This window comes from Aestuariivirga sp., assembly GCF_020252395.1.
Classification (GTDB): domain Bacteria; phylum Pseudomonadota; class Alphaproteobacteria; order Rhizobiales; family Aestuariivirgaceae; genus Aestuariivirga.
In genome coordinates this window covers 1-22,282 of sequence record NZ_JADCDB010000027.1, presented here as the reverse complement: position 1 = coordinate 22,282, position 22,282 = coordinate 1, and the positions used below count along the sequence as shown (strand labels likewise).

Here is a 22,282-nt window from a genome sequence, read left to right as displayed (position 1 = left end):
GCCATGGCCTGGACGACGGACGAACTCGATGCGCTGAAGCGCGCCTATGCCAGCGGCACGCTCCGGGTCAGCTATGACGGCAAGACGGTCGAGTATGGCTCGGCGGACGACCTTCTGAAGCGGATCCGCACCATCGAGACCGAGATCACGGCATCCTCCGGCGTGTCGCGCCCGAACGCGGGCTATGCCGGGTTCGGACGAGGCGACCGATGAACCATATCACCTTCTTCGACCGGATGGTGGCGTGGGCCGCGCCCGAGGCGGGCGTGAGGCGGGCGCTCGCCCGCCGCAGCTTCGAGGCGCTGAGCGCCAAAACCCATGGCAATTCCCGTGGCTATGACGGCGCTGCCAAGGGACGGCGCACCGACGGATGGAAGGCGGCGGGAACATCGGCTGATGCCGAGATCGCCGCCGCAAGTGGCCTGCTGCGAGACCGCATGCGCGATCTCACCCGCAACAATCCGCACGCGGCGAAGGCTGTGTCCGTGCTGGTCAACAACATTGTCGGCAGCGGCATCATTCCTCGCGCTGCGACAGGTGACGCCAGGCTCGACGAGACGGTTGACCGGCTCTGGACGGAATGGTCAGCCGCCTGCGACGCCGATGGCCAGCTTGACATCTTCGGGCTGCAGACCCTGGCGTTAAGGGAAATGATCGAGGCTGGCGAGGTGCTGATCCGCCGCCGCCCGCGACGTCTCAGCGATCGTCCGGCCGTGCCGCTCCAGGTCCAGATCATCGAAGCCGATCTGCTGGACAACACCCGCAACGGCGATCTCGCCGATGGCGGGCGGTTGCTTCAGGGCATCGAGTTCGGTCCTCTGGGCCGACGCCGCGCCTATTGGCTCCATGCCCAGCACCCGGGCGACGCGGTCGTCACCATGCGCCGGCGACTGGAGAGCCTCGCCATCCCGGCGAGCGAAGTGCTGCATCTCTACGAGAAGCAACGCACGCAGGTCCGTGGCGTCCCGTGGGGCACGCCGGTGATGCGGGCACTGCGCGATCTCGATGACTGGACGCAGGCCGAGCTGGTCCGCAAGAAGACGGAAGCCTGCGTCGTCGGCATCGTGCTTGGCGCCGACGAGGCGGACCAAGGCATCGCACCTTCCGTGGTCGACGCCGACGGCAATCGTGTCGAGCAGTTCGAGCCTGGACTGATCGCCTATGCGCGCGGTGGAAAGGACATCCGCTTCAACCAGCCCGCCACGACGGCGGGCGTCGGTGAATGGCTTCGCGCGCAGCTTCACATCGTGGCGGCGGGGTTCCGCATGCCCTACGAGCTGCTGACCGGCGATCTCAGTCAGGTCAATTATTCATCGATCCGGGCGGGGCTGGTCGAGTTTCGCAGGTTGATCGACGCCGTCCAATGGCAGACCGTCATCCCGGTCCTCTGCCAGCCCATGTGGGTCTGGTTCTGTCAGGCCGCGTGGGCAGCCGGCAAGTTGCCTCGGCCGGACATCGCGGTCGAATGGTCGCCGCCGCGTTTCGAAGCCGTGGACCCGCTGAAGGACGCGATGGCCGATCTTCTGGCGTTGCGTTCGGGCACCATGTCGCTCGCGCAGGCCATCGCCCGCCAGGGCCACAACCCCGACGCCGTGCTCACCGAGATCGCCGCGATGAACGCCAAGATCGACGCCCTCGGGCTCATCTTCGACAGCGATCCGCGGCGCGTGACGAAGACCGGCGTGATGCAGGCGGCAACCGACCCGTCACTCGGCTGATCTCAAGGACCACTCTCATGAACCGACATATCGACCTGCCACCGCTGACGCGGGTGGCGGACCTGTTGCCTGCGTCGATCGACGCGGCCGAGCGCACCATCGAGGTGGTCTGGTCCACGGGCGCCCGCGTGCGCCGGAATCCCTTCTTCGGCGATCCGTTCGACGAGGAACTGGCGATGGATCCGCGCGCCGTCCGTCTCGATCGCCTGAACGCGGGCGCGCCACTCCTGAAGGTGCACGACGCCTCCGTGCTCGACAGCATCATCGGTTCGGTCGTGCCGGGCAGCGCCCGCATCGAGAATGGACGCGGCATCGCCCGTGTCCGCTTCTCCGACCGGGTGGAAGTCGAGCCGCTCTGGAAGGACGTCGAGGCCGGGCACATCCGTGCGGTCTCGATCGGCTACCAGGTCCATCGCTTCGAAGTGACCCGGCAGGCAGGCGCGCCCGAGCTGTGGCGCGCGGTCGATTGGACGCCCTTCGAGATTTCCGCGGTGCCCATTGGTGCTGATCCGGCAGCGGGCTTCCGCGCCGACGAACCCCTTAACCCCTGCGTCGTCCACCGTGCCGACGTTTCCATCGAGGAGAAAACAGCCATGGACGACACGCCCGAAACCCTTGAGCAGAGCGCCAATACCGAACCTCGTCCCAAGGCATCCGACACTCCGGCGCACCGTCCCGAACCGCAGCTCGATCCCGACGCGATCGCAGCCCGTGCGCGCGATGCCGAACGCTCCCGCGTCTCCGCGATCTTCGATCTGCAGGCCCGTCTTGGCCTCAAACGTGCCCAAGCGGATGACCTCGTGAAGCGTGGTGTCGCGATCGACGATGCCCGCCGCGAGATCCTCGACACGCTTGCTTCGACAGCGGACGAAGCGCGGGTGTTCGCGCAGGCGGCAAGCCCGATGGGCGGGCGCGACGAGCGCGTCACGCGGCGCGAAGCTGTCGCAGGCGCGTTGCTGCACCGTCACTCGCCAACGCTGTTTCCGCTTGCTGAACCTGCGCGGGATTATCGCGGACTGACCCTGATCGAGCTTGCCCGCGAGTTCCTGGCATCCGCAGGCGTCAATGTGCGCGGGCTTTCCCGCGACGAGATCGCCACACGCGCCCTTCACTCCACCTCGGACTTTCCCGAGGTTCTTGCCGCCGTGACGGGCAAGACGCTGCGGCAGGCCTATGATGCCTATCCACGCACCTATGTTCCCTTCTGCCGGCAGGTGCTCGCGACCGACTTCAAGGCGATGCACCGTGTTCAGCTCGGAGAAGCGCCGCAGCTCGTGAAGGTGAACGAGGGCGGCGAGTTCAAGCGCGGCACCCTGGCCGAAGGGCGCGAGAGCTACCGGGTCGAGACCTATGGGCGCGTCGTCGCGGTCACGCGGCAGGTCCTCATCAACGACGATCTCGACGCTTTCACCCGCATTCCGGCGATGTATGGCACGGCGATCGCCACGCTGGAGAGCGACGTGGTCTGGGGCATCATCCTGGCCAACGCCGCCATGAGCGACTCCATTGCGCTGTTCCACCAGACCCACGGCAATCTGGCGAACCCGGCCACCGCTCTGAGCGTCACCGCGATCGGTGCCGCGCGCGCGGCCATGGCCCGGCAGACCGGGCTTGACAAGAAGACGATCCTCAATGTCCGGCCCGCCTACCTCATCGTGCCGGCATCGCTCGAACTCGCGGCCGAGCAGCTGATGGCGCAGAACCTTGTGCCTGCCCAGACCGGCAGCGTGGTCCCGTCCTCGATCCGCACCCTGACGCCGATCTCCGAGCCTCGTCTCGATGCCGCGAGCCTTAACGCCTGGTACCTCGCCGCGAACCCCGCCCAGATCGACACCATCGAATATGCCTATCTCGAAGGCCAGCAAGGCGCCTATATCGAGACGCGCAACGGCTTTGACGTCGATGGCGTCGAGATCAAGTGCCGCCTCGACTTCGGCGCGAAGGCGATCGACTGGCGCGGGCTCTACCGCAATCCCGGCGCGTGATCGCGACCGAAACTCACCCTAAAACCTGACACATTCGGAGAATTCCCATGCGTGGCTACATCCAGCCCGGCAACACCATCACGCTTCCCGCCCCCTATGCCGTGGCCTCCGGCGACGGACTGCTGGTCGGCGCAATCTTCGGCATCGCGACCGGATCGGCTGCCATCAACGCCGAGGTCGAAACCCTCACCGAGGGCGTGGTCGAACTGCGCAAGGCACCCTCCCAGGCATGGGCTGTCGGCGTGCGGGTCTACTGGGACAATACCGCTCGCCTCGCAACGACCGTGGTCGCATCGAACACCCTGATCGGCGCGGCGACCGAGCCGGTGGCAGGCGGGGCCAACGACACGATGGGCCGTGTTCGGCTGAACGGCAGCTTCTGACGTGAACGTGTTCGCCGCAGCCACCGACGTCCTGTTCGCCGACCCGAACCTTGGCGAGACCGCGCTCTGGCAAGCAGACGGCGTCGGCCCGTGTGTCCCCGTTCGCGTCATCCGCCGCCGCCCGGACGCCGTGGTCGAGTTCGGAGCGTCCCGCGCCTTGATGGCGACCGTTCTACTCGACTTGCGCAGGGCAGAAGTCTCGGTAATCGACGAGGGCGATCTCTTCGTGATCGGCGCGGAGACCTTCAAAATCATCGGGATGCCCGCATCCGATCCCATGGGGCTCGTCCTCACCTGCGAGGCCGTCAAGGTCTGATACCATGCGCTTCAGCATCGAACGTCCCGACATGCGCAAGGTGCTGGCGGGCACGCAGCTGGGCATCGAGCGCGCGGTTACGTCGGGGATGCGCGATGCCGCCGACGGCCTTAAGCAGGATTTGCGCGATGACGTTGTCGTCTCCGGACTTGGCGAACGCCTCGCGCGGACATGGCGGGGCAAGATCTTCCCCGAGGTCGGCGAGAGTGTGGAGGCCGCAGCCTTCGTCTGGTCGAAGGCCCCGAAGCTCATCGACGCTTTCGATCGTGGCGTCACCATTCGCTCGGCGCGGGGGTTCTGGCTGGCGATCCCGACACCAGCCGCTGGTGCTCGTGGGCGCGGGCCGAACGGGCGTGCGTCACGCATCACGCCCGGCGGCTGGGAGCGGCGCACCGGCATGCGGCTGCGCTTCGTCTACCGCAAGCGTGGTCCTTCGTTGCTGGTCGCCGATACAGCCCGCCTCAACACGCGAGGATTGGCGGCAGCGAACAGGCGCAAGACCGGTCATTCAACGGTGATCGTGTTCCTGCTCGTGCCCCAGGTCATGTTGCGCAAGCGACTCAACATCGATGCGATCGCGAAGCGGCAAGCCGCGCGCGTGCCAACCCTGATCGCGCGACACTGGCCTCGATCCTGAAGGCTCGTCCTCATGCCCTCGAAACGCGAAACCGTCCTTGGCGCGGTGAAGTCGCTTGTCGCCGCAGCGCTCCCGGGCGCGGAGGTGAAGCGCAATCTCGCCAAGCCGGAGCGCATTCCCCCGGGAGGGCTGGTCGTGATCCGCGATGGCGATCCGGGAGAGCCCGACGTCACGCTCTCGCCGGTGTCCTATCTCTACACCCATCGCATTCCCGTCGAGATCGCCGCCTTCGAAAGCGCCACGCTCACGCGTGAGCAGGTGGTCGATGAGATGCTTGCCGCCATCGGCGCGGCGATCATCGCCAATCGCAGGCTCGGCGGGCTTGTCGACTGGATCGAGGCGGAAGCCCCGACCTCCGAGGACATCGAGACCACGGGCAGTCAGGCAGGCCGCTTCGCCGATTTCGTGATCGTCGCGACTTACGCCACCGCCGATCCGCTCAACTGAATGACGATCCTTCGACTGCGCTCGGACCTTTGGAACTGATCGACGGTCCAGCCCCGTTCAGGCCCCGACACCACACCACATGGAGAACGACCCATGCCTCGCGCACGCGGCGTGAACGCGGCTCTCGCCGCCGTGTTCGAAAGCACCTACGGCACCCCGCCCGGCACCGGCTTTCGCCGCATGCCGTTCGCCTCCGTCAACATCGGCGAGGAACAGGGCCTGATTGCCAGCGAGCTTCTCGGCTTTGGCCGCGAGCCATTGGCGCCGGTCTATGACGTGATCACCAACATGGGCGATCTCGTCGTTCCCGTGGATACCCGCAACATCGGCGTCTGGCTGCGCGGCCTGATGGGCGCGCCGACGACCGTCGCGGCGAATGCCGCCACCGCCACGATCACGCTGACCGCGAACCTTCTGGTCAACGACACCGTGACGGTCGATGGCACGGTCTATACCGCCGTCGCCTCCGGCGCGACGGGTCAGCAGTTCAACCTCGGCGGCACGGCGGCGCTCACCGCCACAGCGCTCTCCGCGATCATCAATCCGAGTGCGAACGTCGCCGCCGCGGCGGTTGGCGCGGTCGTCAACCTGACCGCCAAGGCGCTGGGACCGGGCGGCAATGCGCGGACGCTGGCGACGAACGCGCCGACGCGCGCTAGCCTGTCGGGCGCGACGCTGTCGGGCGGGGCCAACAGCCACACCTGGTTCTCGGGCGCGCAGGCTCTCCCCTCGATGTCGATCGAGGTCCAGCTTCCCGACGTGCCCTTCTTCGGCATGAATTACGGCGCGCATCAACAGCTTCCAGGTTCAGGCGCAGCGATCCGGGCTGCTCACCGCATCGCTCAACATCATGGCGCAGGGCGAGACCATCGCCGCCACGGCGCAGTCCGGCACGCTGTCGGAGTTCGTGCTCGAACGCTTCGGCCAGTTCCAGGGCGAGGTCCGCCGCAACAACGTGGCGCTCGGCAACGTCATCTCGGCGGAACTCACCTATTCGAACAACCTCGAAGCGGTCGAGGTGATCCGCAGCGACGGGCGCATCGCCGATGCCGATCCCGGGATCATCGCGCTCACCGGCAACATCACCACCCGCTTCGAGGACCGCGTCCTTCTCGATCAGGCCACCAACCGCCTGCCATGCGAGCTTCAGTTCCGCTGGGCGGCTGGCGCGGCTGCTTCGCTGGTCTGGACCGCGCACCGGGTCTTCCTGCCGCGCGGCGACCGTCAGATCCAGGGACCGGGCGGCGTGCAGGCCCCGTTCGCATTCCAGGCCGCGATCGATCCGGTGCTGAACCGCGCCGCGACCTGCGTGCTCACCAACGACGTCGCGTCCTACTGATCCGCTTCACCAGGAGGCTCCCTTGCTCAAGCTCTCGACACCGTCCCGCGATCCGTTCTGGCTCGACATCCTGCCGGGCGTGCGCATCCAGTTCCGGCCGATCTCCGTCGCCGACATGCTGGTCGCCCGCGCCGCCGCCGCCGAGTCTCTCGGCACGAAGGTCGAGAGCGACCAGCCGCTCGACCGGAGCACCACGGTCGCAGCCGGCGCGGCCTTCACGCGCTCGCTCGCGCTGAGCGGCATCGTGGCGTGGGAGGGCATCGGCGATGCCGGCGGCAAGCCGATCGATCCGAACCCGGTCGCCATCAATCAGCTGCTTGAAGTCTGGCCCGCCTTCGACGCCATCGATCGGCTATATGTCGGCCCGGCCCTCACGAGGCTCGACGAAAAAAACGTCTGATCGCCCTCGCGCGTTGGCACTTCGAGGGCGGCGAGGGCTACTGCGCCGCCTGTCCATCGCGGTGCGGGGCTTGCGCCTATATCGAACACGCGCCCCTCACCAGCGAGGGGCTGCTGGCATGGGAGGTCATCCGCCGCTGCGTTGGACAGGTTCGCGCCGTGATGGGCGGCGTCTACGCCATCGACTTCGGCGCGGTCCTGATGCTCGCCCACGCCATGGGCGCGCTGAACCCGCTTCTCGTCGATGTCCTCCCAGAGATCGAACCCATCGTCGTCAACGCCTATCGCCGGAACGCTGATGCATCATGAGCGCCACGAATGTCTCGATCCGCCTCGGCGTCGAAGGCAAGGCGGAGGTCAAGCGTGCCTTCGAGGAAGTCGGCCAGGCGGGCGGCCAAGCCTTCGGGCAGGTCGATCGGGCGCTTGAGAAGACGGGAGCCGCGACGGATCGCGAAATCGCCCGGTTCAAGCACCTGGCGGAAGCCGCCCGCATGGCGGCGCAGGCCGATGCCGCGCAGGGGTGGTTCAATCAGGTTTTGGGCGTCGACCGACAGTCGGCGAGTTCGGCACGCGCCTCTGCCGAAGTCTTCGAACAGGCCGCGAGGGACGCCGAGCGGTACGAGGCCCGCGCCCGGGCACTTCGGGCGGCGATTGATCCCCTCGACGCCGCTCAGGCCCGGCTCAATCAGGAACTTTCCGAATACGCGGCCCTTGCCGGGCGCGGTGCCATCACGTCTGCCGAACATGCGGTAGCACAAGGGCTGGCGCGGCAACGCTATGACCAGACGGCGCAAGCGATCCGCGGCATGGGCGGGGCAAGCCGCCTGACCCGCAACCAGCTCCTTACGCTGCAATATACTTTCAACGACGTGGTGGCGTCGCTCTCGACCGGCATGTCGCCGATGACCATCCTGCTGCAACAGGGCGGACAAGTGACGCAGGCCTTCGGGGGCCTGCGCGGTACCATCGCGGCGCTGGGTTCAGGCCTGGGCGTCGCCGGCGCCGCAGTGGCGGGTGTTGCCGCCGCGGTGGCGGGTCTCACTGCCGCCTGGGTGGCGAACGATGCGTCGACCCGCGCGGTTGCCGTGGCCCTTGCCGGCGTGGGCCGGGCTTCGGGCGCAACCACCGCCCAGCTTGAACAGGTGGCGCTCAACGCTGCCGCGGCCGGCGGGGTCTCGGTCACCGCCGCCCGCGAGATGGAAGTGGCGCTGCTGCGCGCCGGGCGGATCGGGGCGGGCGAAATCGGACGGGCAATTTCTGTTGCTCGCGATTTTGCGGTCACCCTCGGGGCTGATGCGAAGGCGGGGGCCGAACAGCTGGCGGCGGCCCTTGCAGACCCTGTGCGCGGCGCTGATCAACTCAACACGAAGCTGGGCTTCCTCGACGACCGCACCCGGCAACTGATCCGCACGCTGGTTGAACAGAACGACAAGACCGAAGCGCAGAAGGTGCTTCTCGACGCTCTCGTGCCCGCGCTTGCCGATGCGGAAGAAGCCACCAACGCCTTCGGGCGCGCCTGGGCCTATGTGGCGCGGCAGGCGTCCAACGCCTTCGACGCCATTGGCAAAGCCGTCGACCGCGCCGTCGATGGCCGTAGCTCGCAGGAAGAACTCGATCTTCTGCGCTGGCAACGCCAGCAACTGCTGGATAATGCGAGAGACGGCGATATGCCGCTCATGCTGCCGCAGGTGGAAGAGCGCATCCGCCTGTTGCAGAATGAACTCGACCGGCAACAGCGCAAGGCCCAGCTGGTGGCGCAAGATATTGCGGCCAACGAGCTTTCGATCCGGGCTGGCGAAATGGCGCGCGATATCGCGCCCGGCTTCCGCGAACTCGAACGGCTCAAGGCGCAACAAGCCGCCCTGAAATCAGCACTCGATGATCCGCTGGCCCGCGGCAAGCTGGCCGATCTGGCGATGATCGAAGACGCCTATCGGCGCATCACGCAACGGATCGAAACCTATCGGCCACCAGTTGAAGCGGCGGCGAAGGCCGAAGATGCCCAGGCAAGGGCCTTGCGCGGCACCGCGTCCGCACTTGATAGGAAGGCCGCCGCCACCGCCGAAGCGGCACGGCGCCTGCGCGAAGGCCACGGCAACGAAATTGACCTCCTCACCCGCAGGCTAGCACTTCAGGGTGCGGATGCCGCGCAGCGCGATCAGCTGCTCGCGGGGCTCCGGGCCGAGCAGGATCTGCGGCGGCGGGGCATTGACCTTGCGGGCGAGGAAGGGCGCGCGATCGTCGAAAACGCGGGCCGCATCGAGCGCCTGACGCAGCAACTTCAGGCGCAGGACGCGGCCTATCGCGCCATCGAAACGGCGGTGGGCTCAGCGCTCGATCGCTTTGGCGAGGTTCTTTCCCAGGGCAAGCTCGATTGGAAGTCCTGGGCCGATGCCGGCCGCTCGGCCTTGCAGGACCTTACCCGCGAAATGGTCAAGCTGGCGCTTCTCAATCCCCTGAAGAATCTGCTGTTCGGATCGAGCCTGCCGACCTTCAGCCAGGGCATGAACCTGTTCTCGCGCCTCTTCCATGATGGCGGGCTGGTGGGGGCGGGCGGTGTGGGCCGCGTTGTGCCGGCGTCGCTGTTTCTGGGCGCGCCGCGCTTTCATGATGGGGCCTTCCTCAAACCCGATGAAGTTCCCGCAATTCTGCAAAGGGGCGAACGCGTGCTGAACCGGAATGAAGCGCGCGCCTATGAACGCGGACCCTCACGCCGCGGGCAAGGTGCTGTGGTGAACGTGACAATCCAGACGCCGAACCCGGCAGCCTTCGATGCCAGCCGCACCCAGCTTGCGGCGGGCCTCGCGCGCGCGGTTCGGTCCGGCATGCGAGGTATGTAATGCCACAGCCGTTTCTCGATATCGCCTTCCCCGGTTCGGTCGGGCGCGGGGCTACCGGTGGTCCGGGATTCTCGACCCAGATCGTCACGCTGGCCTCGGGCGCCGAGCAACGCAATATCAACTGGTCGCAAGGCCGGGGCCGCTGGAACATCTCGACCGGAATCCGCAGCCGCGCCGATATGGCTGCGGTCATCGCGCATTTCCATGTCGTCAAGGGCCGCGCCTATTCCTTCCGCTTCAAGGATTGGAACGATTACGATGCCGCCGATCAAGCAATGGTGCAGATCGCGCCCACCGTCTGGCAGATCGTCAAACGCTACAGCCGCGCGGGCTATGAGCACGTCCGCACCATCACCAAGCCGGTTGCCGGATCGGTGACGGTCAAGATTGCGGGCAATGCCGTGACACCCGCCGCGATCGATACGCTGACGGGTCGGATCACCTTTGCCTCCGCGCCGGGGTCTGCGCCGGCCGCCTCGGCCCAGTTCGACGTCCCCGTCCGCTTCGATACCGACAGCCTGCCAGTTCAAGCGAACGCCTGGGACTTGCAGATCGTCAACAACATCGATCTCGTGGAAGTCCTCGAATGAAGACGCTGCCTTCCTCACTTACCGCGCACCTCGCGGGCGGGTTCACCACGTTGTGCCGCTGCTGGCGGGTCGACCGCCGCGATGGCGTGGTGATGGGCTTTACCGACTTCGACCGCGATCTCGCCTTCGATGGCGTGACCTATCGGGCGGCCTCGGGCTTCACGGCAAGCGCCATCGAGGGCCAGCTGGGCTTGGCCGTCTCCAACCTCGATGTGCAGGGCGCACTCTCCGCCGATGCGCTCACCGAGGAGGATCTCCATGCCGGGCGCTATGACGATGCGGCGGTCACCATCTATCTCGTCAACTGGTCGGACGTGGCGCAACGGGCGATCCTTCGTGCGGGCCATCTGGGCCAAGTCTCGCGTGGCAAGCTCGCGTTCTCCGCCGAACTCCGTGGCCTGGCGGCGAGGCTCGATCAACCGGCGGGCCGCGTGTTCCAGCGCTCCTGCGCCTGGGATCTGGGCGATGCCCGTTGCGGCGTCGATCTCAACGCGCCGGGTCGCAGAGCTTTGGGCGCTGTCTCGCAAGTGATCGATGCTTTCGAATTCACCGCCTCGGGGCTTGGCGGGCTTGCGGCGGGCGCGCTCAACCGGGGGCGGTTGGTATGGACCTCGGGCGGCAACGCGGGGCTGGCTGTCGAAATCAAGGCGCATGCCGCAAGCGGCGGATTGGCGCGCATTGCGCTTGTCCTGCCGATGGGCGCGCCGGTGGCGGCAGGCGATGGCTTCGCCGCGACGGTCGGCTGCGACTGCAGCTTTTCGACCTGCCGGGACAGCTTCGGCAACACGCTCAACTTCGGGGGCTTTCCGCATATGCCGGGCACCGACTTTGCGATCTCCTACCCGAACCAGGGGGCCGGCAATGACGGCGGCAGAATCGAATGAGCCTCCGTGACGCGGTAATCGCCGAGGCGCGTGCGTGGATCGGCACGCCCTATCATCATCAGGCAGCCGTCAAGGGGGTGGGCTGCGATTGCCTGGGCCTCGCGCGCGGCGTCTGGCGCGCCGTCTATGGGTTCGATCCCGAACAGCCGCCCGCCTATTCGCGGGATTGGGCCGAAACGCTCCGCCGCGAGACGCTGGCCGAGGCCGCAAGCCGCCATATGATCCCGGTGGCGCTTGATGCGATTGCGCCCGGTGATCTTCTGCTGTTCGCAATCAACGCCGATGCGCCGGCCAAGCATTGCGGGATTCTGGTGGCACCGGATCGTATAGTGCACGCCGTTGAATCCCATCCCGTTGCCGAGGTCTCGCTGGTGCCGTGGTGGCGCGGCCGCCTCCGCTTCGCGTTCCACTTTCCGGAGATGTGACCGGTGGCCGTTAGGCCCGCGCGGTCTCTACAAGCCACGCGGCGATGTCGTCAATTGATCGGAACAGTATCGAGGAATCGGAGGTTGCCGGCATAAAGCCGCAAGACCTCCAGAACGCCTCAGCCTCGCGATCGATCGCGCGGACGATCACCGCCCGCCCGCCGATCGCCTCTGATGCGGCAACGCAACGCTCAAGCGCGTGACGGAGAAGCGCGCTGCCGATGCCTTTGCCTCCATATGCCTTATCGACGGCAAGCTGACCGAACAGGATGCACGGCACAGGATCGGGTGGCCGTCCAGTCCGGACCTTCCGGGACAGGATCGATGGCGGAACCGCTGTTGGGGCAAGGCCATAGAAACCGATCACCCGGGTGTCCTCCCGGACGATCATGACGCGTGTGAAGCCCTTCGCCTGATTGGCAAGGGCGTAGGTTCTGAGCCAATCGTTCAGGGCCGATTTGCCGCAATCGAAAGCCGATAGATTGTGACCGGCGTTGAGCGGCTCGGGCGGCGATATCATCCTTTCGGCTTCCTCGCCCATGGCGCCTTGCGCGCAAGCCGCTGCCGCATCTTGGCCGGCAAGGGGGCCACAGGCGCGTCGATTGCGGCGGCAAACCTTTTGAAGGCCCCGGGCTCAAGCCGCACAACCGTCTCGTTCAGAATGGCGATCTGGGCATCGTGGATCGCCGCCTTACGCATGAACTCCGTCCGGGAAAGCCCAGTCAACTCCGCACCCCGGTCGATGATACCGAGGTCATCGTCCCGGAACCGCATCGATACCGCCACGTCACGCTTTCGGATTGGATCAACCATGTCATGCCTCCCTGTATCGCGTTCCTATATATACATCTCCTGCCGGGAAATCTAGGCTCATGGCCGTCCTTCTTCTCACCGCCGCCGCTTCCGCGCTCACGGCGGGGGCTTCGTCCATTGTCCAGATCGCGGCGGCCGCCGCCGCAACTGCGATCGGCGGCTATATCGACAGCCGTCTGTTCGGACCGGCGGGCGACGACATAAAACAGGAAGGCCCGCGCCTTGATAGTCTGCAAGTCCAGGCCTCAACTGAAGGAGCGCCAATCCCCGAGATGGCGGGGCGGGTGCGGATCGCGGGCCAGATCATCTGGGCCACGCGCTTCAAGGAAGTCGTCAGCACCAAGACCACGGGCGGCAAAGGCGGGCGTGGCGGTGGCGGCTCGGTCAAGACCAAGACCTATTCCTATTTCGCGAACTTCGCGGTGGGGCTTTGCGAAGGCCCCATCGACCGGATCGGGAGAGTCTGGGCCGATGGCAAGCCCCTGTCGCTCGCCGGCATCACCATGCGGGTCTATCCTGGTTCTTCCTCGCAAATGCCCGATCCGCTGATCGAAGGGGTCGAAGGGGCGGGCAAGACACCGGCCTATCGCGGCCTCGCCTATGTGGTGTTCGATGATCTTCCGCTTGAGAAATTCGGCAACCGCCTGCCGCAACTCAATTTCGAGATATTCCGGCGGGTGATCCCCGATGCCGCTGGCGGGCTTGAAGATATGGTCCGCGCCATCACCGTGATCCCCGGTGCTGGCGAACGGGTCTTTGATACGAAGATTCAGACGCGTAACGCCGGGGGCGGCTCCTTTCCCCCTGAGAACGACAGCGCCGGGCGCGCCATGGCCGACTGGCGGGTCTCGCTCGACGATCTCAGGACAACGCTTCCGAATGTCGAACGGGTGTTTCTGGTGGCGGGCTGGTTCGGCGACGATCTGCGCTGCGGTTCCTGCACCATCCGGCCCAAGGTTGAGGTGGCCAACAAGACCACCTCGCCCGATGCCTGGCGCGTGCATGGTCTCTCTCGTTCGGGTGCGCTGGTGATGTCGCTTCATGACGGCAAGCCCGCCTATGGCGGCACGCCTTCCGACGATTCGGTCGTCCGCGCCATTCGTGATCTCCGGGCGCGCGGCTACAAGGTGGTGTTCTATCCCTTTCTGTTCGTGGACGTGCCCGCAGGCAACGTGCTGCCGAACCCCTATGGCGGCACGGGTCAGCCCGCTTATCCCTGGCGTGGCCGGATCTCCTGCCATCCCGCGGCGGGCCAGCCGGGCACGGTGGACAAGACCGCCGCGGCGGGGTCCCAGCTTTCTGCATTCCTCGGCTCCTGCTTGGCCAGCCAGATCTCTGTGTCTGTGAGCTCCGGCGGAAGCGTCTCAACGTCTTATTCCGGTCCGGCGGAATGGGGCCTGCGCCGCTTCATCCTGCACTATGCCAGGCTCTGCGCTGCGGTAAACGCAAGTGATCCCGGTACGGTCGAAGCTTTCCTGATCGGTTCGGAATTCCGCGCTCTCTGCGCGGTGCGCGATGGGCCGGCAAGTTTTCCTGCCGTCGCCCGGCTCAAGGCGCTGGCCGCCGATGTGAGGAGCGTACTGGGCGGCAGCGTCAAGATCGGCTACGCCGCCGATTGGTCGGACTACAATGCCTATAGCCCCGCGGACGGCTCGAACGATCTGTTCTTCCATCTCGATCCGCTGTGGGCCGATCCCAACATCGATTTTGTGGGGATTGACTGGTATGCGCCGCTCGCCGATTGGCGTGACGGATCAAGCCATCTCGACGGCCAAGCCGGTTTCTCGTCGATCTATGACCGGGCCTATTTGCAAGCCAATATCGAGGGAGGTGAGTTCTTCGAGTGGTTCTATGCCAGCGAAAGCGCGCGCAACGCCCAGCTCCGCACACCCATTGCCGATGGCGCGCATGGCAAGCCTTGGGTGTTCCGCACCAAAGATCTGCGGAGCTGGTGGCTCAACTCTCATTACAACCGCATGGGAGGGGTTGAAGCCGCAGCACCCACCCCCTGGGTTCCGCAGTCGAAGCCCATATGGTTCTGTGAGCTCGGCGTCCCCTCGGTCGACAAGGGCGCAAACCAACCCAATGTCTTCTACGATCCGAAATCCTCCGAAAGCGTCCTGCCTTGCTTCTCGAAGGGCACGCGCGACGATCTCATCCAGCGCGAGGCGCTCAAGGCGGTGCTCTCCTATTGGGCGCCTTCGGGGTCCCGAAACCCGGTTTCTGCCGTCTATGGCGGCCGCATGATTGAAACCATCGGCGTCTGGACCTGGGATGCGCGGCCCTATCCCGCCTGGCCCGGCCGGACCGATCTGTGGTCGGATGGCGATCTCTATCCGCTGGGCCATTGGCTGAACGGCAAAATCGGGCTCGCCGATCTCGCGGCGCTGGTCGCCGAACGCTGCCGCCGGGTGGGCCTAACGGCCTATGATGTTTCCGCACTTTATGGCGTCGTGACGGGCTATCTGCGCGATCGGCCGATGAGCCCGCGTGCCGAAATCGAAATGCTCGCCGCCGGCTTCTCTTTCGATGCTGTCGAAAGCGATGGCCTGATCCGCTTCGTTCCGCGCGGGCGGCCGCCTGTGCTGAGCCTGATAGCCGGGGATCTCGCCGTGCCGCAAGGCGGCGACGAGCTTACGCTCACGCGCGGCCAGGAAACCGAACTTCCGCAGGAGATCGGCCTTGGTTTTGCCGATGGCCTCGATGAATACCGGCCCGGCGCTGTCGCCGCCCGGCGGCTTGCGGGCTATTCCGAAAGGAAGAGCGATCTCCACCTGGCGCTGGTGATGGATCAGGTGCAGGCCCAAACCACCGCCGATCGTGCTTTGGCCGAAGCATGGATCGAACGCGAGACCGCGCGCTTCTCGCTGCCGCCCTCGCGCATCGCGCTTGATCCCGGCGATGTCATCGATCTCGTCGTCAATGGGCGGCCACGCGCCTTCCGCCTGCAACGGATCACCGATAGCGGGCTTCGGGCCGCCGAGGCGGTGCGGGCCGAGGCCGCGATCTATGGCCCGGCGCTCAACGGGATTGCGCCGCCGCGCGTCCCGGTGCCGCCGGTCTTCGGCGCGGCCCTGCTGCGCCTGATGGATCTGCCGCTGCTGCGCGAAACCGATAATGGCGTCGCCCCCTATGCCGCGGCCTCCGCTTCGCCCTGGGGCGGGGTGGCGGTGATGGACAGCGCCACCGGCTCCGATTTCGCAACCGATACGCTTCTCGATGTGCAGGCAACGCTTGGCGAAACGCTGGGCGCGCTCGCTGCCGGCCCTTCCGAATATTGGGATGAAGGTGCGGTGCTTGAGGTGAAGCTTTATTCCGGCGAACTCGCTTCCGCGACGCCCGAGACGATTCTCAGCGGGACGGCCAACAGCCTTGCGCTGGGCACCCCGGACGGCGACTGGGAAATCGTGCAATTCGCCAATGCGGTGCTGACCGGCCCTCTGACCTACCGGCTTTCGATGCTGCTGCGCGGGCGGCTTGGCACCGAACACGCCATCCGGACGCCTCTGCCCGCCGGCGCGCCGGTCGTCGTGCTCGACGACGCTGTCGTTCCGCTCAGCGGCAGCATCGCCGAACGCCTCGCCTCGCGCTTTTATCGCTGGGGTCCGCCCGGCCTCGATCTTGCCGATCCGGCCTGGCAGCAGACGGTGTTCGCCACCAAAGCCGCCGGGCTGATGCCATGGTCACCGGTGCTGATCGCGGGCGCGCGCAATGCGGGCGGCGATCTTTCCATCACTTGGGTTCGGCGCACCCGCTTCGGCGGCGCCTGGACCGACGGCGCCGATGTGCCGCTCAATAAAGAAAGCGAACGCTATGAGGTCGATATCCTCGACGGCGCAGTTGTTGTGCGCATGATTGCCGTGACCGCGCCTGCCGCGAACTACACCGCCGCCCAGCAGATCGCCGACTTCGGATCGGCGCAAGTCACGGTTTCGGTGCGCATCTATCAGCTCTCCGCCTCGGTGGGCCGCGGCTGGCCGGGTGCGGCGATCATCTGAAGGATATCAAAATATGCCAACGCCGAATCTCGGCCTGTCCACGCTCGCGCAGGGTCAGGCGCAAAAGGAGATCACCCATAACGAGGCGCTGTTGCGGCTTGACGCGCTGGTTCAGGCGAGCGTCCGCAGCCGGGTTCTCGCCACGCCACCGCCAGGCCCGGCCAATGGCGAACGCTGGATCGTTCCGCCGGGCGCCAGCGGCGCATGGGCGGGGCAAGCCGACCGGATCGCCCTTTGGCGGGAAAACGCCTGGGCCTTCTTTGTGCCCGTCGTCGGTTGGCGTGTCCATGTCGAGGACGAGCGCCTCACCGTCGCCTGGACCGATAACGCCTGGCGCGACCGGATCATCGGCACCGCGAACGGCGGCGCGATCCGCCTCGTCGCAATCGAACAGGAACTGACGCTCACCGGTGCCTTCGTCGATGCCACCACCGCCGTGATCGCCGACCGCATGATCGTTCTGGCGGTCGCCTCGCGCACCACGCAAACCGTCACCGGCGCTGCCTCCTATTCGGTGGGTGTCGCCGCGAATGCTGGCCAGTTCGGCGGCTCGCTGGGAATTGCCGCTGGCTCCTCGAACGTCGGCGTGATCGGCCCCACGGCCTTCTATGCCAACACGCCCGTCCGCGTGACCGCCAATGGCGGCAGCTTCACCGGCGGCAGAGTCCGCGTCGTCCTCTACGCGCTCGCCCTCGCCGCCCCTTCGTCGTGAAACATGGAGAATGCCCCCTAATGTCCGCCGCGCCGGTTTCGATTGGCGCCGATGCGATCACGCTTACGTGGGTCGTTGCCGGCAGCCTGGTCCTCGAACTTCTGATTCTGATTGTCTTCCTCGTCCGCGTGACGTGGTGGCTTTCGCAACGCTTCACGCTGATCGATGCAACCCTCGCCGCCCATGCAAAGGATATACTGGCGATCAAGGCGGACGTCTCGAACGATATCGCCGGCCGCAAGGTGGTCGCGGACGCTCGGACCGACATTGCCCATATCAAGGCGACGATGGTCGAGTTCCGCGAACGCATCGACCGCCTGGAAAACAACGAGGACGGGCGAAGACACACCTGATCGGCCGCGCTCATCCCTCAAACCCAATCAAGCCCGCCTTCCGGCGGGCTTTGCCGTTTCCGGAGCCCTATATGTTGCCCGCCCAATACCGCTGGCTCGAAAGCGAGCCCGGCCCGCGCATGATTTGCGTTGCGCTGAAGGAATTCGGCACCCTCGAAGCGCCGGGTGTCTCCGACAATCCCAAGATCGTCGGCTGGCAGGCTGAGCTCGAAGCGGCCGGTCTCGGCCGCTCCTATGCTGGCCTCTATCGCCACGACGCAATTCCGTGGTGCGGGCTGTTCATGGCCATCATCGCCCACCGCGCCAACATCGAGCGCTGGCCTGAGCGCAATCCACCCCGCCTCTATCTCTCGGCGCTCGAATGGGCGTCCTTTGGAACGCCGGTTCCCACGGGCGCCGCGGCGCTGGGCGACGTGCTCGTCTTCAAGCGCAAGGGCGGCGGGCATGTGGGCCTTTATGTGGGCCACGACGCCTCGGCCTTCCATGTTCTCGGCGGCAATCAGGCCGATCGTGTCTCTATCGCTCGGCTTTCCAAACGGCGCCTCGTGGCCATCCGCCGCCCGGCCTATCGCGCTCAACCGGCGAATGTCCGGCCGATCCTCCTCTCCGCGAGCGGAAGCCTCTCCGTCAACGAGGCCTGATCCATCAACCCAAGGAGTTATCCATGAACGCCGTCCTCAAATTCGGTGCGGGCTATCGCACCTATATCATCGCCGCCGTGCTGGTGCTCGTCGTGATTGTCGAAAAGGGCCTGGGCATCGACGTGCCGGGCGTGGAAGTCGGCCCCGACTGGCTCACGCACCTCCTCGCCGCCCTCGGCCTCGGCACGCTTCGCGCTGGAATCGCGGCGGCGAACAAGTGAGCGCCTGGATCACACTGGTCCTCATCGCCGCGGTGGTCCTCACCACCGCGGTGATCTTCCGCGCCGGCCGCAACGCGGGGGCCGCCGCCGAGGCGGCAAAAGCCCGCGAGGCCGAACTCAAATCTCAAACGGAAGTCTCCGATGCCCAAACCCGGATGCTCGAGGCCGGCGCTGCCGCTCCTTCTGATCGCGACACTCTCACTCGCCGCCTGCGCGACGGCACCTGGACGGTTCTAGAAACCTCGCCAGACGGCATGGATTTTGATTCATTGCGTCCTGTGATTGTTGATTGGAGGGCGCGATGCGGGGACAGGCTGGATTTTTCGATATTGATGAGCGGCTGAAGCGGCTCAGCGACCTGGGCGACCAGCTCGAGGCTTTCGCCGGCGCGGTCGATTTCGAGGTTTTCCGCGCCGATCTGGTGAAGGCGCTGTCCTATTCAGATGGCTCACAAGGCGGCCGTCCTCCTTTCGATCCGGTGATGATGTTCAAGGTGCTGGTGATCCAGGCGGCCAACAATCTCTCCGACGAGCGGACGGAGTTCCTGATCAGCGACCGTCTCTCCTTCATGCGCTTCCTCGGGCTTGGGCTGTCCGACCGCGTGCCAGATGCCCGCACGATCTGGCTGTTCCGGGAGAAGCTCACGAAGGCCGGCGCGATCCAGCCGCTGTTCGACCGGTTCGACGCCACGCTTCGTGCTGCGGGCTATCTCGCGATGGGTGGTCAGATCGTCGATGCGAGCCTGATCGCCGCGCCGAAGCAGCGCCACACGATTGAGGAGAAGAAGGACCTGAAGGAAGGGCGCATTCCCGAGGAGTGGAAGGCCAGGCCGCCCAGGCTCCGGCAGAAGGACCGGGACGCCAGATGGACCGTGAAGTTCAGCAAGGCAAAGGAGCGGCCCGACGGCTCGAAGCCCCCGGTCGACATCGCAATCCCGACCTTCGGCTACCAGAACCACATCGCGATCGATCGGCGGTTTGGGCTGATCCGCAAATGGCAGGCGACAGACGCCGCAGCCAATGAGGGCGCGCGGCTGCGCCAGGGGCTGCTCGACAAGTCCAACACCGCAAGCGGCGTCTGGGCCGATTCCGCCTATCGCTCGAAGGCCAACGAAGCCTTCATGGCCGACAACGGCTTCGTCTCCAACGTTCATCGCAAGAAGCCGAAGGGCAAGCCCATGCCCGAGCCGGTGCGGAGGGCCAACAGCGCCAAATCAAAGATCCGCAGCCATGTCGAGCACGTCTTTGCTGCGCAGAAGGACCGGATGGATCTCTTCATCCGAACGATCGGCATCGCGAGGGCGACGACGAAGATCGGCATGGCCAATCTCGTCTACAACATCAAACGGCTGCTCTTCCTGCAACGAACTGCCGCTGCTTGACGCAAGCAAGGCCGGAAAAAAACGACGCGTAAATCGTCAGCCAAGGGACGAACCCTGCGCACGGAAGGAACTCACGCCGCGCTTATCAGCACGGTTCCCGTCGCGGCATAAATAGAAGTGTCCACCTTCTAGGCCATCGGTCGTCTGCCCACCGGTGGTCGCTTACACCCGCGCCTTCCAGGCCCAGCTTGCCGAAGAAATCCAGCGCCTGCCGCCTGGCGCGGCTTTGGAACGGGCCATGCTGGACTACGCTCAGTTGCGCGATCAGGCGCGGGCTTGTGCGGCTCGGCCCTGATCGCCTTTCAGAAAGTCGTCCAGGAATTCCGAGACCGGATCGACGCCGGTTATCAGCAAATGTTCACGGGCGCGCGTGCAGGCGACGTAAAGCAGATGCCGCTCGGTATCGTAGACTTCCTCAAGGTCTCGGCATTGTTGGCAACGCTCTCGATCCGTTCTTGAAAGGGAGTGACTTGATCGTCACATGCCATCACCACGACGGATCGGAACTCTAGCAGGCTGCTGAAAACTCTTCGATTTTGTTATTGTGATGAGATTCAGTCTGTCTTGCAAGACGGGGCGATCTGGAATGCTCGGCGTAGCTGAAGAGATAAGGCAGCTTTTCTCATATGTCGATATAGAGGAGCGTGTTCCGGCGAATCATCCGCTTCGTGCGGTAGGCCCTCGGATGCGGATTAACAGGTTCGTGTTCCTCAATCTTCCAATACTTCAGCTTCGGGGAACCATTTTTGCGCAACGGCTTCGCCTTAACCCCCTTATCTGCGGGCTACGTCATCCTGCCTTTTAACAGCAGGTCGCCGCCGCTCGGGCTCATGCCCCCTCATAGCAGAAGGCAGGCAAGTATTCACATCCTTCTTTCTCGTTTGCATTCCAGTCATATGCCTTCCAGATTGGGGCGAGGTGCACCGTAGAAGATGCCTGTCGCCCAGACGTGGTCCGACCGATCGACTTTCATCCCGCGTAGGATGTAAGGGTAGATCTTCTGCTCGGGCGTCGGATTGCTCCTGTTCGGACGGCGACGGATCGCCTCGACCCCCACCACCCAGCGCCGTCGAGGAGTTGTGACTTTCAAGTCGTGGTCTGGCTCGCATGGACGTCGTACTACTGCGCCAGTTCGGCGATCGTCTTCTCGCCCTCGATGGCAGCCAGCGCCACTATCACTTTGAAGGCCGGGTTGTGGTTATGGCGCGGTCGCTTCGACATCTTCTGTGCTGTTCGCCAAGCCATCTTGGCCGCTCACAGACGGACAGACCATTCAATGGATCTGTTCAGTCCCGAAGCCAGATCAGAAACCGGACGCCTCGACATAAGGATGCTCATTGCCATAAGCTTCGATGATCGAACGAAATTGTGAGCCGCGGAGGCGAAGCTTAAGACCAACTAGACCTTGAATCACCGGCGGAAGAAGCCGCGCGATCACGCTAATTTGCCCGATACATATCCTTTTTCATCTGGATTACTCCATGAACCACCATGTGTCAATCCCGAAATTTCCGGCATTGACTACACTTGGTGCAAAACGGATCTTACGTTAACGTGAGGTTAACGTAACTGATAGTATATCTGAGGAGGAATTATGAAGTGCCGGTTCATAGAATTTTCCGAGAGATCGCACACTGTTGCTCCATTGACCGAACAGATGCACCGGCTGCGGGCCCGGCAGTTCCTGGATCGTCGCGGATGGCGAGTCCGTGTCGAGGACGGCAAGGAGATCGACGACTTCGACGCGCTCGTTCCGATCTACGCTCTCTTAGTATCCGACGGCGGGCGGCTCGTCGGCTCGCTGCGCCTGCTCCGGACCACCGGGCCGCACATGCTTGCCGACCTGTTCCCCGAGACGATGGGTACCGCCTCGGTCATCCGAGACCCGCAGGTCTGGGAAAGTTCGCGGTTCTGCATAGATACCGAGGCCGCGCGAGCTTACGGACCGGACGGCGTCAACCTCGCGACACGGTTGCTGCTGCTTGGACTGTTCGAAATGGCAGAGACGCGCGGCTTGCATGGCATCGTGTCGGTCTTCGACCTGGCGATGGAGCGCATCCTAGAGCATTTTCACAGTTAGCTTCGATATCCTGCATGAGTGAGGAAATTTTCGCATTCGCTTTGTGTGAAGCCTGAGAGGGCGTTGGCGACGGCAGTAGTGAGGTCGTCGAGCGTTCGTGCTGCGGTCTTGCGCAACAGG

General features: G+C 65.1%; 25 protein-coding genes and 1 pseudogene. 24 read left to right on the top strand and 2 right to left on the bottom strand.

All coding sequences use genetic code 11. The annotated features are described in order from the left end of the window. Nucleotides 1-3: 3 nt before the first annotated feature. The 15 genes and pseudogenes from IOC82_RS12485 to IOC82_RS12410 all read left to right on the top strand — a co-directional run bounded on the left by IOC82_RS12485 (nt 4) and on the right by IOC82_RS12410 (nt 11,963). Complete coding sequence (locus IOC82_RS12485; RefSeq protein ID WP_290546524.1) at nt 4-213, top strand: hypothetical protein; 210 nt, start codon at nt 4-6, stop codon at nt 211-213. Further along, nucleotides 210-1,718 carry a phage portal protein gene (locus IOC82_RS12480; RefSeq protein WP_290546523.1) on the top strand — a complete coding sequence of 503 codons (1,509 nt, stop codon included), beginning with the start codon at nt 210-212 and terminating at the stop codon, nt 1,716-1,718. Before IOC82_RS12485 ends, IOC82_RS12480 begins: the two co-directional genes overlap by 4 nt. Nucleotides 1,719-1,735: 17 nt before the next feature. After that, entirely contained in the window at nt 1,736-3,703 is a 1,968-nt protein-coding gene (locus tag IOC82_RS12475; RefSeq protein ID WP_290546522.1) for a prohead protease/major capsid protein fusion protein, read from the top strand. 47 nt (nt 3,704-3,750) lie between these two features. Beyond that, entirely contained in the window at nt 3,751-4,086 is a 336-nt protein-coding gene (locus tag IOC82_RS12470; RefSeq protein WP_290546521.1) for a DUF2190 family protein, read from the top strand. A gap of 1 nt (nt 4,087) precedes the next feature. After that, nucleotides 4,088-4,402, top strand: a complete 315-nt coding sequence (locus IOC82_RS12465; protein ID WP_290546520.1) for a hypothetical protein — start codon at nt 4,088-4,090, stop codon at nt 4,400-4,402. Between the two features lie 4 nt (nt 4,403-4,406). Then, the gene (locus IOC82_RS12460) at nt 4,407-5,039 is read left to right on the top strand and encodes a DUF6441 family protein (RefSeq protein ID WP_290546519.1); all 633 of its coding nucleotides are present in this window, start codon (nt 4,407-4,409) and stop codon (nt 5,037-5,039) included. Nucleotides 5,040-5,051: 12 nt separating this feature from the next. Then, the gene (locus tag IOC82_RS12455; protein WP_290546518.1) at nt 5,052-5,486 is read left to right on the top strand and encodes a hypothetical protein; all 435 of its coding nucleotides are present in this window, start codon (nt 5,052-5,054) and stop codon (nt 5,484-5,486) included. Nucleotides 5,487-5,579: 93 nt separating this feature from the next. After that, nucleotides 5,580-6,107: pseudogene (locus tag IOC82_RS12450) on the top strand (phage tail tube protein); the annotation flags it as partial. Between the two features lie 229 nt (nt 6,108-6,336). After that, nucleotides 6,337-6,825 (top strand): phage tail tube protein, encoded by a 489-nt coding sequence (locus IOC82_RS12440; protein ID WP_366935681.1) that lies wholly within the window; start codon nt 6,337-6,339, stop codon nt 6,823-6,825. 22 nt (nt 6,826-6,847) lie between these two features. Beyond that, nucleotides 6,848-7,225, top strand: coding sequence for a hypothetical protein (locus IOC82_RS12435; protein WP_290546516.1), 378 nt, complete (start codon nt 6,848-6,850; stop codon nt 7,223-7,225). A gap of 161 nt (nt 7,226-7,386) precedes the next feature. Next, on the top strand, nt 7,387-7,533 hold the full coding sequence (locus IOC82_RS12430; protein ID WP_290546515.1) for a hypothetical protein: 147 nt from the start codon (nt 7,387-7,389) through the stop codon (nt 7,531-7,533). Then, a complete protein-coding gene (locus IOC82_RS12425; protein ID WP_290546514.1) occupies nt 7,530-10,064 on the top strand; it encodes a phage tail length tape measure family protein in 2,535 nt (844 codons plus the stop codon). The genes IOC82_RS12430 and IOC82_RS12425 overlap by 4 nt, the downstream gene beginning before the upstream one ends. Continuing rightward, nucleotides 10,064-10,654 carry a DUF2460 domain-containing protein gene (locus tag IOC82_RS12420; protein ID WP_290546513.1) on the top strand — a complete coding sequence of 197 codons (591 nt, stop codon included), beginning with the start codon at nt 10,064-10,066 and terminating at the stop codon, nt 10,652-10,654. Before IOC82_RS12425 ends, IOC82_RS12420 begins: the two co-directional genes overlap by 1 nt. Then, nucleotides 10,651-11,538 (top strand): DUF2163 domain-containing protein, encoded by an 888-nt coding sequence (locus IOC82_RS12415; RefSeq protein WP_290546512.1) that lies wholly within the window; start codon nt 10,651-10,653, stop codon nt 11,536-11,538. Before IOC82_RS12420 ends, IOC82_RS12415 begins: the two co-directional genes overlap by 4 nt. Continuing rightward, nucleotides 11,535-11,963, top strand: coding sequence for an NlpC/P60 family protein (locus IOC82_RS12410; RefSeq protein ID WP_290546511.1), 429 nt, complete (start codon nt 11,535-11,537; stop codon nt 11,961-11,963). Before IOC82_RS12415 ends, IOC82_RS12410 begins: the two co-directional genes overlap by 4 nt. Before the next feature lie 10 nt (nt 11,964-11,973). Here the strand turns inward: IOC82_RS12410 and IOC82_RS12405 are convergent, their stop codons facing one another. Together IOC82_RS12405 and IOC82_RS12400 are read right to left on the bottom strand one after the other, a co-directional pair. After that, entirely contained in the window at nt 11,974-12,504 is a 531-nt protein-coding gene (locus IOC82_RS12405; RefSeq protein ID WP_290546510.1) for a GNAT family N-acetyltransferase, read from the bottom strand. Beyond that, nucleotides 12,480-12,776 carry a DUF1778 domain-containing protein gene (locus IOC82_RS12400; RefSeq protein WP_290546509.1) on the bottom strand — a complete coding sequence of 99 codons (297 nt, stop codon included), beginning with the start codon at nt 12,774-12,776 and terminating at the stop codon, nt 12,480-12,482. The genes IOC82_RS12405 and IOC82_RS12400 overlap by 25 nt, the downstream gene beginning before the upstream one ends. Before the next feature lie 59 nt (nt 12,777-12,835). On the opposite strand from IOC82_RS12400, the gene IOC82_RS12395 reads away from it, so the two are divergent. The 9 genes from IOC82_RS12395 to IOC82_RS12355 all read left to right on the top strand — a co-directional run bounded on the left by IOC82_RS12395 (nt 12,836) and on the right by IOC82_RS12355 (nt 22,162). Then, nucleotides 12,836-16,774, top strand: coding sequence for a glycoside hydrolase/phage tail family protein (locus IOC82_RS12395; protein WP_290546508.1), 3,939 nt, complete (start codon nt 12,836-12,838; stop codon nt 16,772-16,774). A 13-nt stretch (nt 16,775-16,787) separates the two neighbouring features. Then, nucleotides 16,788-17,486: a DUF2793 domain-containing protein gene (locus IOC82_RS12390; RefSeq protein WP_290546507.1), complete on the top strand. Its 699-nt coding sequence runs from the start codon at nt 16,788-16,790 to the stop codon at nt 17,484-17,486. Between the two features lie 20 nt (nt 17,487-17,506). Then, a complete protein-coding gene (locus IOC82_RS12385; RefSeq protein WP_290546506.1) occupies nt 17,507-17,839 on the top strand; it encodes a hypothetical protein in 333 nt (110 codons plus the stop codon). 71 nt (nt 17,840-17,910) lie between these two features. Further along, entirely contained in the window at nt 17,911-18,480 is a 570-nt protein-coding gene (locus IOC82_RS12380; RefSeq protein ID WP_290546505.1) for a TIGR02594 family protein, read from the top strand. A 23-nt stretch (nt 18,481-18,503) separates the two neighbouring features. Further along, complete coding sequence (locus IOC82_RS12375; protein WP_290546504.1) at nt 18,504-18,701, top strand: hypothetical protein; 198 nt, start codon at nt 18,504-18,506, stop codon at nt 18,699-18,701. After that, on the top strand, nt 18,698-19,045 hold the full coding sequence (locus tag IOC82_RS12370; RefSeq protein WP_290546503.1) for a hypothetical protein: 348 nt from the start codon (nt 18,698-18,700) through the stop codon (nt 19,043-19,045). The genes IOC82_RS12375 and IOC82_RS12370 overlap by 4 nt, the downstream gene beginning before the upstream one ends. Further along, the gene (locus IOC82_RS12365) at nt 19,003-20,082 is read left to right on the top strand and encodes an IS5 family transposase (RefSeq protein ID WP_290546502.1); all 1,080 of its coding nucleotides are present in this window, start codon (nt 19,003-19,005) and stop codon (nt 20,080-20,082) included. The genes IOC82_RS12370 and IOC82_RS12365 overlap by 43 nt, the downstream gene beginning before the upstream one ends. A 276-nt stretch (nt 20,083-20,358) precedes the next feature. Beyond that, complete coding sequence (locus IOC82_RS12360) at nt 20,359-20,541, top strand: hypothetical protein (protein WP_290546501.1); 183 nt, start codon at nt 20,359-20,361, stop codon at nt 20,539-20,541. A 1,135-nt stretch (nt 20,542-21,676) separates the two neighbouring features. Further along, a complete protein-coding gene (locus tag IOC82_RS12355) occupies nt 21,677-22,162 on the top strand; it encodes an acyl-homoserine-lactone synthase (RefSeq protein WP_290546500.1) in 486 nt (161 codons plus the stop codon). Nucleotides 22,163-22,282: the final 120 nt, after the last annotated feature.

What these genes read in the sequence shown, in the direction of transcription:
- IOC82_RS12485 (WP_290546524.1), top strand. Translation starts at nt 4, where the DNA reads ATGGCCTGGACGACGGACGAACTCGATGCGCTGAAGCGCGCCTATGCC.
- IOC82_RS12480 (WP_290546523.1), top strand. Translation starts at nt 210, where the DNA reads ATGAACCATATCACCTTCTTCGACCGGATGGTGGCGTGGGCCGCGCCC.
- IOC82_RS12475 (WP_290546522.1), top strand. Translation starts at nt 1,736, where the DNA reads ATGAACCGACATATCGACCTGCCACCGCTGACGCGGGTGGCGGACCTG.
- IOC82_RS12470 (WP_290546521.1), top strand. Translation starts at nt 3,751, where the DNA reads ATGCGTGGCTACATCCAGCCCGGCAACACCATCACGCTTCCCGCCCCC.
- IOC82_RS12460 (WP_290546519.1), top strand. Translation starts at nt 4,407, where the DNA reads ATGCGCTTCAGCATCGAACGTCCCGACATGCGCAAGGTGCTGGCGGGC.
- IOC82_RS12455 (WP_290546518.1), top strand. Translation starts at nt 5,052, where the DNA reads ATGCCCTCGAAACGCGAAACCGTCCTTGGCGCGGTGAAGTCGCTTGTC.
- IOC82_RS12440 (WP_366935681.1), top strand. Translation starts at nt 6,337, where the DNA reads ATGGCGCAGGGCGAGACCATCGCCGCCACGGCGCAGTCCGGCACGCTG.
- IOC82_RS12430 (WP_290546515.1), top strand. Translation starts at nt 7,387, where the DNA reads ATGGGCGGCGTCTACGCCATCGACTTCGGCGCGGTCCTGATGCTCGCC.
- IOC82_RS12425 (WP_290546514.1), top strand. Translation starts at nt 7,530, where the DNA reads ATGAGCGCCACGAATGTCTCGATCCGCCTCGGCGTCGAAGGCAAGGCG.
- IOC82_RS12420 (WP_290546513.1), top strand. Translation starts at nt 10,064, where the DNA reads ATGCCACAGCCGTTTCTCGATATCGCCTTCCCCGGTTCGGTCGGGCGC.
- IOC82_RS12415 (WP_290546512.1), top strand. Translation starts at nt 10,651, where the DNA reads ATGAAGACGCTGCCTTCCTCACTTACCGCGCACCTCGCGGGCGGGTTC.
- IOC82_RS12410 (WP_290546511.1), top strand. Translation starts at nt 11,535, where the DNA reads ATGAGCCTCCGTGACGCGGTAATCGCCGAGGCGCGTGCGTGGATCGGC.
- IOC82_RS12405 (WP_290546510.1), bottom strand. Translation starts at nt 12,504, where the DNA reads ATGGGCGAGGAAGCCGAAAGGATGATATCGCCGCCCGAGCCGCTCAAC.
- IOC82_RS12400 (WP_290546509.1), bottom strand. Translation starts at nt 12,776, where the DNA reads ATGGTTGATCCAATCCGAAAGCGTGACGTGGCGGTATCGATGCGGTTC.
- IOC82_RS12395 (WP_290546508.1), top strand. Translation starts at nt 12,836, where the DNA reads ATGGCCGTCCTTCTTCTCACCGCCGCCGCTTCCGCGCTCACGGCGGGG.
- IOC82_RS12390 (WP_290546507.1), top strand. Translation starts at nt 16,788, where the DNA reads ATGCCAACGCCGAATCTCGGCCTGTCCACGCTCGCGCAGGGTCAGGCG.
- IOC82_RS12385 (WP_290546506.1), top strand. Translation starts at nt 17,507, where the DNA reads ATGTCCGCCGCGCCGGTTTCGATTGGCGCCGATGCGATCACGCTTACG.
- IOC82_RS12380 (WP_290546505.1), top strand. Translation starts at nt 17,911, where the DNA reads ATGTTGCCCGCCCAATACCGCTGGCTCGAAAGCGAGCCCGGCCCGCGC.
- IOC82_RS12375 (WP_290546504.1), top strand. Translation starts at nt 18,504, where the DNA reads ATGAACGCCGTCCTCAAATTCGGTGCGGGCTATCGCACCTATATCATC.
- IOC82_RS12365 (WP_290546502.1), top strand. Translation starts at nt 19,003, where the DNA reads ATGCGGGGACAGGCTGGATTTTTCGATATTGATGAGCGGCTGAAGCGG.
- IOC82_RS12355 (WP_290546500.1), top strand. Translation starts at nt 21,677, where the DNA reads ATGAAGTGCCGGTTCATAGAATTTTCCGAGAGATCGCACACTGTTGCT.